We start from the raw sequence: 12095 nt of genomic DNA, 5'->3' as shown, positions 1-12095 counted from the left end.
GTCCTCCTGTCTATCAACTTAAAAATTTAGGTCACACCTGATCATCAAACAGCAGTCCAGATAGGCTAATACCACTGTTGCTCGTCTGGTCCATCGACTGTAACCGTTTGCTTATCAATAGCATTTCTTCACTCGGGATCTGGCGAATGACTTGCTTGGTATCAACATCAATCACCTTGATAACGGGTTGATCAAGCTCAGGAACCAGACTGAAATTGATGGTCCATCCTTTCAGCTTGCTCAGGTTGTCCAACCTTTCCTGCAATTCTTGGGCCTCTTTTTCAATCAAGACCTGCTCTTTACGTAATTCCGAGGTTTTGGTATGCGTAGGCTGTTCCTGCGATACCTTGGCTGTCGATTCGACACTCGCCTGTTCGACTGCGTTAGCTCCACCGGATGTGGGCGGAGAAACAGACATAGCGGCCTGAGGGCCGCCATGCTGAGTTAGTGTCGAAGTAACAGAAGGCAAGATTATCGATTCAGTGGCCATCTGCTGCTCCTCCTAATCAATCTGTGTTGGACTTTTGGGTACCGGCTTAGCCCAACAGTTGCAGGGCTGACTGCGGACGCTGGTTGGCCTGAGCCAAAATGCTGGACGCCGCCTGTTGCAGAATATTCTGCTTGGTCATGTTGGCAGTCTCAGTCGCAAAGTCTGCATCCCGGATACGGGAGCGCGCAGCACTGACGTTTTCGGAAATGTTGGACTGGTTGCGGATGGTCGAATCCAGGCGGTTTTGCACCGCACCCAACTCGGCACGCTTACCATCTACCACGCCCAGCATGGCATCGACTGCACCCAGAACATCTTGAGCATTGCTCTGGCTACTGATACTGATCCCACCGACAGTAGAACCGCTGGTGAAGATACTTCCGACTGCAGCGCCACCTGATGCAGATACCGCCGCCGCAATACCTGAAATACTGAAGCCATCAGCCTGAGACAGGCTAAAGCCGATGGTCTGGTTGGCATCGGCGCCCACTTGGAAGTTACCAGCATAAGTGCCATCCAACAGCTTGGTGCCGGCGAAGGTGGTGTCTTTGGAGATGCGGTTGATCTCTGACCCCAGCTGATCAACTTCCTTTTGCAGGGCTTCGCGATCCTTGGCGGAGTTGGAGCCATTGGCAGATTGCTGGGCCAGGGTGCGCATACGCTGCAGCATGCCAGTCACTTCATCCATGGCCCCTTCCGCGGTCTGCGCCAGGGAGATGCCATCGTTGGCGTTGCGGTTGCCCTGATCCAGACCATTAACTTGGGAGGTCAGACGGTTGGAGATCTGCAGACCCGCCGCATCATCCTTGGCGCTGTTGATACGCAGACCGGATGCCAGGCGAGTGTACGAGGTATCCAACGATTTGCTGGTGTTCATCAAATTACGCTGGGCGTTCAATGATGAAGTGTTGGTATTGATAAACATGGCCATAAAAAATTTCTCCTGATGAACAAGAAACTGCGGGCTCTGCTTGTGTCACACAGTCAGGATCCCACCGTTCAGGTGGACAGCTTGAACGAGTCTGTTCCACCTGGCGGGTCCCTTGTTTGAACGGACATAGGACCCGCAGTTGCGCAAATGTTGGATTTCCGAACACCCCTCAATTTGCTTCATATCCTGTAACGGCAGCCCCATCAGAAGCTTTAGGACATTTATTGCCACCCTCATCAACAAAGAGGCAAGCGCCTTCCGCCTTACTGCTCAGGGTGGCAAAGAAAGGCCAAAATGATGGCCCAGAAATGGAGTGTGTCCCTTGACAGAGCTCCTTCATATAGATAATCGCTGACGCTATTGATGCGGGAAATTACGGGAGATAATGGTGCGCTGTTTTTGGCGTCAGATATGAGAGCAGCCAATCGTTGGTCAGAGAAGAGATCACTCCCAAGAGAACAATCTCGAGGATAACAAGATGAGAGTTCTGCACAACCAGTTGGGAAGTATGGAAAAATTTCTTTATCAATAGAACGAGGTGTTCATTCGAACACCTCGCTACGCTATCAAAACGTTGAAACTAACCAGCTTAGCCCAGCAGTTGCAGTGCTGACTGTGGACGCTGGTTGGCTTGTGCCAAGATGCTGGAAGCAGCCTGTTGCAGGATGTTCTGCTTGGTCATGTTGGCGGTTTCGGTGGCAAAATCCGCATCACGGATACGGGAGCGTGCAGCCGATACGTTTTCGGAGATATTGGCCTGGTTGCGGATGGTCGAATCCAACCGGTTTTGTACCGCCCCCAGCTCGGCACGTTTGCCATCCACCACACCCAGCATGGAATCGACAGCTGCCAGCACGTTTTGGGCGTTGCTCTGGCTACTGATACTGATACCACCGGCACTGCCACCGACAAAGATAGCGGAGACCAACACAGTCGCCCCAGTGGCTGTCGTAATTGACGTCCCAGCCGCAGCCGAAATCCCTGAAATGCTGAAGCCACCAGCCTGACTCAAACTAAAGCCTATGGTCTGGTTGGCATCGGCCCCCACCTGGAAGGTTCCGCCATAATTGCCATCCAGCAATTTTGTACCAGCGAAGGTGGTATCGGTAGAGATACGGTTGATTTCAGACCCCAGCTGGTCCACTTCCTTCTGCAAGGCTTCGCGATCCTTGGCGGAGTTGGAGCCGTTGGCAGATTGCTGGGCCAGGGTGCGCATACGCTGCAGCATGCCGGTCACTTCATCCATAGCCCCTTCGGCGGTCTGCGCCAGGGAGATGCCGTCGTTGGCGTTGCGGTTGCCCTGATCCAGGCCGTTGACCTGGGAGGTCAGACGGTTGGAGATTTGCAGACCCGCCGCATCGTCTTTTGCACTGTTGATGCGCAAGCCCGATGCCAGACGGGTATAAGAGGTATCCAACGACTTGCTGGTGTTCATCAAGTTACGCTGGGCGTTCAATGATGAAGTGTTGGTATTGATAAACATGGCCATAAAAAATTTCTCCTGATGAACAAGAAACTGCGGGCTCTGCTTGTGTCACACAGTCAGGATCCCACCGTTCAGACGGACAGCTTGAACGGGGCTGTACCATCTGGCGGGTCCCTTGTTTGAACAGACATAGGACCCGCAGTTGCGCAAATGTTGGTCTTCCGAACACCCCATCAATTGCTTCACACTCTGTAGCGGCTGCACAATCGGAAGCTTTAGGTAATTAATTGCCGCCCTGACACTTTCAGCGGCAAACACTCTCCTCCTGACAAGGGGAAGAGACCAAGACAAGGGAATAGAGGAACAACACAGAAATGGCCCAGAGCTGGTCATGACGCAGCGTCAATGGAGAGGCATGCCACACGCTCTACCAGCTTTATATTGGCATGGTTCATGCTTTCAATTTACAGTCGCCGGTTTTCCGGCGCCCATAAAAAAGGCCGACAGTGTCGGCCAAAGAAGAGCTTACGCTCAGGAGAACAACCTCTGATGTGACAGACCGAACAATCTGCGCGACACTAGAGGGGTAGTACCAATAAGAGACTTTCTCTGTTGATAGAACAAGGCGTATATCCGAACACCCCATTGTTCCATCTTCTTTACCAGGGCGGCCTGAACAACCGCCCTTTTCTTTTGCTTAAAATTTAGTTCTGCAGCAGGGAGAGTGCAGACTGAGGGCGCTGGTTGGCCTGTGCCAGGATGCTGGACGCCGCCTGTTGCAGTATGTTTTGCTTGGTCATATTGGCGGTCTCGGTCGCGAAGTCCGCATCACGGATCCGGGAGCGTGCAGCACTGACGTTTTCGGAAATATTAGACTGGTTGCGAATAGTCGAGTCCAACCGGTTTTGCACCGCACCCAACTCGGCACGCTTGCCATCGACCACGGTCAACATGGAATCAACTGCGGCCAAGACATTCTGAGCATTGCTCTGGCTGCTGATGCTGATGCCACCAGCACTTCCTCCAAGGAAAATCGTTGATATACCCACAGCGGCGGCAGTCCCTGCAATCGTAGTTGCCGCTGCTGCCGCAATCCCGGAGATGCTGAAGCCATCGGCCTGAGACAGACTGAAGCTGATGGTTTGATTGGCATCTGCGCCCACCTGGAAGGTGCCACCGAAGGAACCGTCAAGCAGCTTGGTGCCCGCAAATGTAGTCGCGCCAGAGATACGATTGACCTCTGCCCCTAGCTGATCCACCTCTTTTTGCAAGGCCTCACGGTCCTTGGCGGAGTTGGATCCATTGGCCGATTGCTGGGCCAGGGTGCGCATCCGCTGCAACATGCCGGTCACTTCGTCCATGGCCCCTTCAGCGGTTTGAGCAAGGGAGATACCATCGTTGGCGTTGCGGTTACCCTGATCCAGACCGTTGATCTGGGAGGTCAGGCGGTTGGAGATCTGCAGACCAGCTGCATCATCTTTTGCGCTGTTGATGCGCAGGCCGGAGGCCAGACGCGTGTAGGAGGTGTCCAAAGATTTGGTGCTGTTCATCATGTTGCGCTGGGCATTGAGCGATGAAACGTTGGTATTGATGTACATACTCATAACTATTCTCCTAAGCTATTAAATTTTATCTTTAATTCACTCAGGCTTTATTTTTTTCTGTGCCTGATATGTTCTGGTTAACGGCGCTTTTTGAGAGGACTTTAGCGATTTTTTCGCTGTTCGTTCCATTCTCGCCGCTTAACCTATTTATCGGTCCGTTATCGTCAGACTTAAGTAAATAAACGAAAAAAATAACGGCTGAACGCACATCGCCGTCACTGCGGGCATGAGCCGGGTCAGTCGCCTCCCCCATCGCAAGCCTGCTATCAGGGCGCTGGGGACGCTCAAAGCGCGGTGGATCTCTCAATTTCACATGGTCAGACTTGGCGCTTGCCCATTCAGCCTCTAGAATCTGCGCCCCTCTTTTGTTCGAGTCGATGTTTCTCCATGCAGAGCCTGGTTGATCAGATTGTCTATGTCAGCGACATGTTCGGTACCGCCGTGTTCGCATTTTCCGGCGTGCTGGTTGCGGGCCGATTGAGGATGGACGCCTTTGGCGTGTTGGTACTGGCGGCAGTGACCGCCATCGGCGGTGGCACTATTCGTGACATGATCCTCGGCGCCACCCCGGTATTCTGGGTGCGCGATACCCTCTATATCTGGGTCATATTGCTGACGGCCCTGCTGGGCATGTGGCTGGTTCGCTTGCCCAAGCGCCTGCCCTGGTATGTTCTACCGGTGGCGGATGCCTTTGGCCTGGCGCTCTTTACGGTGATCGGCGCCCAAAAGGCGCTCCATTTTGGCGCATCCGGCCTGATTGCCGTACTGATGGGCACCATGACAGGGGTTGCCGGCGGCATGATCCGCGATGTATTGGCCCGGGAGATCCCCATGGTGCTGCAAAAGGAGATCTACGCCACCGCCTGTATCCTCGGCGGCATCGTCTATACGGTGGCACTCGAGTGCAGTCTGGATAGGGTGCTGGCCATGTTTATCAGCATGGCGGTGGTGTTTGGCCTGCGCGTGGCCGCTATCTACTGGCATCTCTCCCTGCCAACCTTCAGTCTGCAACGGGGCTAGCGGTCGGCGCTGACGCCTGCATGGCCATGCCTGAATGACGAAAGCCCGCCTGATTGAACCAAGCGGGCTTTTCTGTTGTCATAGAGAGCAGTCATTATCAGGCAGGAACCTTCATGCAAAAATTCGGGATCATTACCTCGCTGCTGCTCATAGTGACCACCATGGGTGCCAATGCCCAGCTTCTGTTTGGTCGACTGGCCTCCACGCCGGTGCAGGAATTCAATCAGCAGATCCGCCTGGCGAGCAATAAACAGCAGACCTGGGTGAATGACTACAGGGCCATCGCCTTGCGTTTCGTGGGCCATGCTGACGTACCGAGCCGGATCCAGGCGCAACAACTGGATAATGATCTGGTGCTCTCGGTTGCCCTCGATGGCAGCAAGAATGACATGCTCTACATCCTGACCCTGTTTCGCAGTGACAACCTCTGGCAGATGCGCCAAGCCCAGATGGGCTGGCGTTGCCAGGGTCAATCTACCTTTACTCCCGTCCCCTGCCCCTAGGCCGCTGACGACGAGCAGGAGACCCTCATCGCCATACAGCTCGGCTCCGATCACGATTCAGACAGCTCGAGTGCAATAAAAAATCCGGCCATAAGCCGGATTTTTTATTGGCGGCACCGCGAGGTGCCGCACCATGCCCGAGCCTGGTGCTCAGGGGCGATAGACCTTGACGTTGTCAAAGCCCTGCTCTTTCAGATAGAGCGCCTGCAGTTTGCTCATCACGCCGCGATCGCAATAGAGCAGATAGGTCTGCTCTTTCGGCAGGTCACCAAAGGCGGTCGCCAGCTTGAAGAAGGGGATATGCAGCACCTCACGCCCCTCGACCACCAGCGGTTTCTCATCGCGCTCATCATTGGAGCGGATATCCAGGATGATCTCGTCTGCGGCCAGTACCTGGGTGGTCTCCACCTCTTGCACCTGGGCTGACGTCTCTTCACCAATACGGCGGATATCCAGATGACGAGCCTCGCTCACCACCTTGTCCAGAATAGCGAAGTCGAAGTTGCCCTCCTCCGCCTCGATGTTGGAGAGCACGGCCTTGATGGTCGGCTTCTTGGAGATGACACCGCAATACTCCGGCATGGTCTCGGCAAACTCCAGGGTACCGATGTGGCGCGCCTGGCTGATGATGTCCGGCTTGTCCCAGGTGATGAGCGGGCGCAGTATCACCTTGTCGGTCACCCGGTCGATCACGTTCAAGTTGGTGAGAGTCTGGCTCGATACCTGACCCACGCACTCGCCAGTCACCAGGGCCGGGATCTGGAAGTAATCGGCCACCTGGCCTGCGGCGCGCATCATCATGCGCTTGAGCACCACCCCCATCTGGCCGTTGTCCACTTTTTCGAGGATCTCGGCCACCACGGGTTCAAAGTCGATGGCGGTGAAGCGCACCTTGTGGGAGGCGCCAAACTTGCTCCACAGGTAATAGGCCACCTGCTTGACCCCGATCTCATGGGCGGCACCACCCAGATTGAAGAAGCAGTAATGCACGCGGCAACCGCGCTTGATGAACTGATAGGACGCCACCCCTGAGTCGAAACCACCGGAGAGCAGGCTCAGTACATCCTCCTGGGTCGCCATGGGGAAACCGCCGAGGCCGTGGTGCACGGCACTGATGATGTAGAGATCGTCATTCTCCACCTCCAGGTTGACCTGGACATCGGGCTTCTTCAGCCGTACACCACCGGTTGCACAGTGCTGATTCAGACCACCACCCACATAACGCTCCAGCTCCAGGGAGCTGAAGTCATGCTTGCCGACCCGGCGGGCTCGCACACAGAAGGTCTTGCCCTGCAGCTTGTCGCCCCAGACGGCGCGAGTCTGCTCGAAGATGTCATGCAAATCGGTGAAGGTGCTCACCTTTACTTCGAGGAAATACTGGATGCCGGGAATACAGGCCAGGGTCTCCAGATAGCGGGCGTGGAAGTGATCGTTGCGCGAGCTCACCACCAGCTTGTCCCAATCCATTCGCACGCGGGCGTCCTCGTCGAAACGGCGCAACACGTTACGGATATTGCCCTGCAACATCTTGGTGAAGCGCTGACGCACTGACTTGCTCTTGATGGTAATTTCTGGGAACAGCTTGATGATGAACTTCATGTCATTGACTCGAGTGACCTTAACAAAAGGGCGCGAATTATAGCAGAGCTTGCCGCCATCGCCTACCGGCATGGCGTGGGGACGCGGGTCGCCTATCCGCAAGGGCCTGAGCCCATTGGCAAACATGGCCACAGCCGTTTGCCGCGCTCAGGGGAACTGGGTATATTGCCCCTCCTCTGTTACTGGCGACGCAAGCGGCGATCACTTCGAGATGAAGACCTTTATCTATTACCCCGGCATGGAGGTGCGCGATGAGCTCTGGCTCAAGTTCGCACTGCTCTGGCTGGAGCGGCTCGCCTTCGTATTCACCCTGAGCGAGCAGAGCCGACTGCCGCCCCTGCTCGACCTGCTGACCCAGCAGAGCAATCTGCTGGCACCCTCCCCCAGCGCCGCCGACTTCGATGCCATCACCCCCCGGTTAACAGAACAGTTAGGCACCCTGCTCGCCCCGAGCTTTGTCCGTCACCGGGTTTTTGGCAACAAGGCGCTCATCGACCGCTGGCAGCAAGGCGCCAATCACGACTGCTTCTGCCCGGCCCAGGCCGGGCTGACCCACCTGCATCAATACTGCCTCGGCCATGGCCTGGCCAGCCAGGATGAGGGGGGCATTCGCATGGCGCGGCGCCTGGCCAATCTCCTCTCCATGTACCTGGCCCGGGAGTGGGCACTGACCCACGATGGCATCCTCATCACCGACCATGACTACCTGGATCGCCTGCTCCACCTGGCCGAATCCCGCTACCAACCTCAAGGGGGTCAGGAGTGCTTCCACCTCGAGATTGGCCTGCGCCTGCCGGCACATCTAGGGACACTCCCCTTCGATACCCTGCTCGCCAAACGCCGTCACCCTGACTTTACCCTGGCCCTGACCGGGTTTCATGAGGCGCTCGCCACCCTTATCAAGGGACTGGAGGAAGGAAGAGCGACCCCACCCATGCTGACGGCATTTGCCAGGGCGAGGGACCTTCTCGAGGATGAACAGCTAGACACCCGGTTATCCTCCCCCCCTCAGGCTGCCGCCATGGCGCCTCTTGTGCTGCCGCTGACCTTGCTGATCAGCACGGCGCCAGGGGCCGCGCACCAGCTCAGCCGCCTGCAGGCCACCAATGCGGCATTGGCTCGCCCCCTCGTCTTCCATCCCATCAAGAAGAGCCACTTCCTGCGGCGCAAGAGCCTGCACGGTTTCACCCGCCTCGGCCAGATCCGCCACGGTTAACCAGAGGGGGAAACAGCAAGCCCCCCGCTCACAACCAGCCTTCGCACCTTATGAGGGAGCGCGCAGGGACGCCGCCTGCCAGGTCTTGAAGCCGCCGGAGAGCTTCTTCACCTTGACGTCGTGCTGGCTGAGCAGGCGGCAGGCCACACCACCAACAAGCAGGATCCGTTTCATCGGCAAGACGCCAGCCAGCGATAGCTCGCCATAGTATTAGACAACACTAATTTAGGCTTCAACGAAATTTTGTTTGCCCGCAATATGCAGTATTCTTGGCCCTCCGGCAGTCGCTCAACAGGATGTTTCCCCTCATGTCGTCTATCGCACTTCGTCAACCAGTGCCCACCTCGTCCACGCCCCTCTTCTTTCGCCTGGACGCTCGTAGCCAACGACTGGTTGCCCTGACGGATGTGATGAAAACCCCACTGCACTGGCTCGATGAACCCAGAGCTCCCTGGCCTGCCCAGTTGCCGGAAGCCCTGCGCGGCCCGATAGAGCAGATGCTGGCCAAGGGCCAAAGCGGTCGGCTCCATCTACGCTTCGACGGCATCCTCTGGCAGATTGCCCTCTCCCACGAGCAGGATGCCTTCTGGCTCATCTGCCTGCAGACCCAGTCCCAGGAAATTACGGCAGACCTTGCCCTTCACCTGCCCAGACTCAGCCAGATGGCGAGCCAGCAGCAGTTCGCCCCCATGCTCGAGAGTCTGAAAGAGACCCTGGGGGCAGACCGGCTCGCCCTCTGGCATTACCAAGCCAGCGGTAGCTTGGGGGGCGAACAGCTCACCCCTGTCTTCTCCCTCGGCTGGGATGGCACCGATGCCGGCAAGGCGGCCACGCCCCTTGCGGCCATTCGAGGCGACAGCCGCTACATTCGCGCCCTGCGCACCCGCAAGGCATTGAGCTTCTCCGAAACCGCCCACCAGCCCATGCTCAGCCAGCACTACTACCTGAGCGAGGACAATGTCCACTCACGCCTCGATGCCGCCCTGCTCGATCAGGACAGGCTCATCGGCGTGCTCAGCCTGGAGTACCGGACCCCCACGCTGCTCAACGAGGAGATGCTGCAACTGGTGCGCCACTGCGCCCAGCAACTGGGCCACTGGCAGCCTCAGGTTGAGGAGATGGCCAGCGAGGCCGCTCAGGCCCTCTCCCTCCCCGGCGAACTCAGTCTGATGACGGGTATCGACTATTGTGAAACCCTGGTGAGCTGGGCCTGTCATATCAGTGGCGCCAGCCTGGGCTGGGTGGGTGAATACCAACCGAGGGGCAAGGATCTCTGGGTCATACCACGCCATGTCAGGCTCAAGGGTGAACCGCAACACTGGCCCGCCATGGGACTGGATCCCGGCCCCAGCGCCGAGCTGTTTCACCACGGTCAGGCGCTCTACATCGAAGATCTGGCGCTGCGCTACCCCAGCGCCACCAAGTTACTCAGTCACGATGCCAAGGCATTCATCGGCATTCCCCTGAGCCTGCCGACCCCGGGCCCCATAGGCCAGCTCATCTTGCTGCTTGACCAGCCACTGGCCGATCCCATGCCGCTGCTCGACGTACTCTCCTCCCAGGCCAAGCGGGCCGCCATCGAGCTGCAACGTCTGGCTGCCGACGATGCCCTGCGCCTGGCCGAGGTCGCCTTCAACACCCACGATGGCCTACTGGTGACCGACAGCCAAGGCACCATCCTCAAGGTCAACCACTCCTTTTGCCGCATCACCGGCTTTGCGCAGAGCGAGATGGTGGGCCAGCACATTGACCGATTGCGCCCCCCCTATTACGGCGATCGCCTCAAAGAGGAGGTGTGGCAGACGGTGCGCAAGCAGGAACTATGGATTGGGGAGGAGCAGTGCCTCAATCAGGCCGGCAACCTGTTCCCGGTCAGATTGATGGTGAGCGGCGTCAGAAATGAGCATGGGGAGATAGGTCACCTGGTCTGCAGCTTCTATGACGTCAGCAAGGAGAAAGAGGCAGCCCGCAATATCGAACAGCTCGCCTACTACGACGATCTGTGCGGCCTCTATAACCGCCGCAGCCTGACCGATGCCCTCAATCGCACCCTGAGCGAGCCCAATGGCCAGTGGGGTGCCCTGCTGCTGGTCGATCTGGATAACTTCAAGTCGATCAACGACTCCCTGGGTCATGCCTATGGCGACATGTTGCTACAGGCCGTGGTCGCACGCCTCAAGGAGCTGCCCCAGGACAATCTGGTGCTGGCCCGGACCTCGGGGGACGAGTTTGCCTTGCTGTTCACCGCCCTGGGCCAGGGCTATGTGACCGCCAAAATATTGGCAGAGCACTTTGCCCGTGAATTGATGGGCCAATTTCGGGCTCCTTTTGATATCGAATCCCACAAACTGCACTGCAGCGCCTCGATCGGCATCAGCCTGTTCTCGGGAGAGGACAAGGATCACCTGATCCTGATGCAGCAAGCCGATACCGCCGCCCACATGGCCAAGCGCGGCGGCCAGGGCAGCTATGTGTTCTTCAGTCAGGCCATGGCCGAGAAGGAGCGCAGCAAACTCGCCCTCAGCAACCAGCTGCGCGATGCCTTGCGCAATCACGAACTGCTGCTGCACTACCAGCCGCAATACCGGGTCGACAACGGTGCCCTCTCCGGCATAGAAGCCCTGCTGCGCTGGCAGAAGAGCGATGGCACCATGGTGCCTCCCGGGGAGTTCATCCCCATCGCCGAGGAGACCAGCCTCATTCAGGACATCGGCTACTGGGTGATGAAGACGGCCTGTGCCCAATACAGCTTCTGGCTCAATCAGGGATTCACGATCCCCCACCTGTCGGTCAACGTCAGCGCTCGCCAGTTCCACACCGCCGGTTTCGTGCAACAGGTGGAGTACATACTCCGTGACACCGGGGTGCCCCCCTCCCGCCTCCTGCTCGAGATCACCGAATCCGTGGTACTGGAGAACAGGCTGGAGAGTATCGCCCGTATGCATCAGCTCAAGGAGCTCGGCATCTTGCTCTCCATCGATGACTTTGGCACCGGCTACTCATCCCTCGCCTATCTGCGGGATCTGCCCGCGGACGAGGTCAAGCTGGATCGCAGCTTCATTCAGACCCTGGTGCACAGTGAACAGGACAGAGCCATCGTCAAGGCCATCCTGGACTTGGCAAGGGTGTTTCGCTTCACCGTCACCGCCGAGGGGGTCGAAGAGCAGGAGCAACTCGACATACTCAAACACCTCGGCTGCCAGCACTATCAAGGCTTCCTCACCAGCCGCCCACTGCCGGTCAAGGCACTGGAGAGTCTGCTGACGCCGTTATCAAGCGGCTAAACAAGTATGCTTTATAGGGCTT

At 57.4% G+C, this 12095-nt stretch carries 10 protein-coding genes; 4 read left to right on the top strand and 6 right to left on the bottom strand.

The genetic code is table 11. The features are described 5' to 3' along the window. Window positions 1–31: 31 nt before the first annotated feature. From M2366_RS08360 to M2366_RS08345, 4 genes are all read right to left on the bottom strand, one after another. Window positions 32–490: a flagellar protein FlaG gene (locus tag M2366_RS08360; protein ID WP_259235802.1), complete on the bottom strand. Its 459-nt coding sequence runs from the start codon at window positions 488–490 to the stop codon at window positions 32–34. A gap of 46 nt (window positions 491–536) precedes the next feature. Further along, complete coding sequence (locus M2366_RS08355; RefSeq protein WP_259235801.1) at window positions 537–1421, bottom strand: flagellin; 885 nt, start codon at window positions 1419–1421, stop codon at window positions 537–539. A gap of 589 nt (window positions 1422–2010) precedes the next feature. After that, window positions 2011–2910, bottom strand: coding sequence for a flagellin (locus M2366_RS08350; RefSeq protein ID WP_259235800.1), 900 nt, complete (start codon window positions 2908–2910; stop codon window positions 2011–2013). A 641-nt stretch (window positions 2911–3551) separates the two neighbouring features. Then, window positions 3552–4451 (bottom strand): flagellin, encoded by a 900-nt coding sequence (locus M2366_RS08345; RefSeq protein WP_259235799.1) that lies wholly within the window; start codon window positions 4449–4451, stop codon window positions 3552–3554. Window positions 4452–4838: 387 nt separating this feature from the next. Between M2366_RS08345 and M2366_RS08340 the strand changes: the two genes are divergently transcribed. Both M2366_RS08340 and M2366_RS08335 read left to right on the top strand, forming a co-directional pair. Then, window positions 4839–5471, top strand: coding sequence for a trimeric intracellular cation channel family protein (locus M2366_RS08340; protein ID WP_042043537.1), 633 nt, complete (start codon window positions 4839–4841; stop codon window positions 5469–5471). 113 nt (window positions 5472–5584) lie between these two features. Further along, complete coding sequence (locus M2366_RS08335; RefSeq protein ID WP_042043536.1) at window positions 5585–5974, top strand: hypothetical protein; 390 nt, start codon at window positions 5585–5587, stop codon at window positions 5972–5974. Between the two features lie 150 nt (window positions 5975–6124). Here the strand turns inward: M2366_RS08335 and thiI are convergent, their stop codons facing one another. Further along, on the bottom strand, window positions 6125–7573 hold the full coding sequence (gene thiI, locus M2366_RS08330) for a tRNA uracil 4-sulfurtransferase ThiI (RefSeq protein ID WP_259269422.1): 1449 nt from the start codon (window positions 7571–7573) through the stop codon (window positions 6125–6127). Between the two features lie 211 nt (window positions 7574–7784). On the opposite strand from thiI, the gene M2366_RS08325 reads away from it, so the two are divergent. Continuing rightward, window positions 7785–8789, top strand: coding sequence for a hypothetical protein (locus M2366_RS08325; protein WP_259269421.1), 1005 nt, complete (start codon window positions 7785–7787; stop codon window positions 8787–8789). Window positions 8790–8837: 48 nt separating this feature from the next. Here the strand turns inward: M2366_RS08325 and M2366_RS08320 are convergent, their stop codons facing one another. Further along, the gene (locus tag M2366_RS08320; RefSeq protein ID WP_259269460.1) at window positions 8838–8963 is read right to left on the bottom strand and encodes a hypothetical protein; all 126 of its coding nucleotides are present in this window, start codon (window positions 8961–8963) and stop codon (window positions 8838–8840) included. 134 nt (window positions 8964–9097) lie between these two features. On the opposite strand from M2366_RS08320, the gene M2366_RS08315 reads away from it, so the two are divergent. Continuing rightward, window positions 9098–12073 (top strand): GGDEF and EAL domain-containing protein, encoded by a 2976-nt coding sequence (locus M2366_RS08315; protein WP_259269420.1) that lies wholly within the window; start codon window positions 9098–9100, stop codon window positions 12071–12073. Window positions 12074–12095: the final 22 nt, after the last annotated feature.

Origin of the sequence: Aeromonas sp. BIGb0405, assembly GCF_024807335.1 — a bacterium.
Lineage (GTDB): Bacteria > Pseudomonadota > Gammaproteobacteria > Enterobacterales > Aeromonadaceae > Aeromonas > Aeromonas rivuli.
This window is presented reverse-complemented; position numbering and strand designations above follow the sequence as displayed.

What these genes read in the sequence shown, in the direction of transcription:
- M2366_RS08360 (WP_259235802.1), bottom strand. Translation starts at nt 490, where the DNA reads ATGGCCACTGAATCGATAATCTTGCCTTCTGTTACTTCGACACTAACT.
- M2366_RS08355 (WP_259235801.1), bottom strand. Translation starts at nt 1,421, where the DNA reads ATGGCCATGTTTATCAATACCAACACTTCATCATTGAACGCCCAGCGT.
- M2366_RS08350 (WP_259235800.1), bottom strand. Translation starts at nt 2,910, where the DNA reads ATGGCCATGTTTATCAATACCAACACTTCATCATTGAACGCCCAGCGT.
- M2366_RS08345 (WP_259235799.1), bottom strand. Translation starts at nt 4,451, where the DNA reads ATGAGTATGTACATCAATACCAACGTTTCATCGCTCAATGCCCAGCGC.
- M2366_RS08340 (WP_042043537.1), top strand. Translation starts at nt 4,839, where the DNA reads ATGCAGAGCCTGGTTGATCAGATTGTCTATGTCAGCGACATGTTCGGT.
- M2366_RS08335 (WP_042043536.1), top strand. Translation starts at nt 5,585, where the DNA reads ATGCAAAAATTCGGGATCATTACCTCGCTGCTGCTCATAGTGACCACC.
- thiI (WP_259269422.1), bottom strand. Translation starts at nt 7,573, where the DNA reads ATGAAGTTCATCATCAAGCTGTTCCCAGAAATTACCATCAAGAGCAAG.
- M2366_RS08325 (WP_259269421.1), top strand. Translation starts at nt 7,785, where the DNA reads ATGAAGACCTTTATCTATTACCCCGGCATGGAGGTGCGCGATGAGCTC.
- M2366_RS08320 (WP_259269460.1), bottom strand. Translation starts at nt 8,963, where the DNA reads ATGAAACGGATCCTGCTTGTTGGTGGTGTGGCCTGCCGCCTGCTCAGC.
- M2366_RS08315 (WP_259269420.1), top strand. Translation starts at nt 9,098, where the DNA reads ATGTCGTCTATCGCACTTCGTCAACCAGTGCCCACCTCGTCCACGCCC.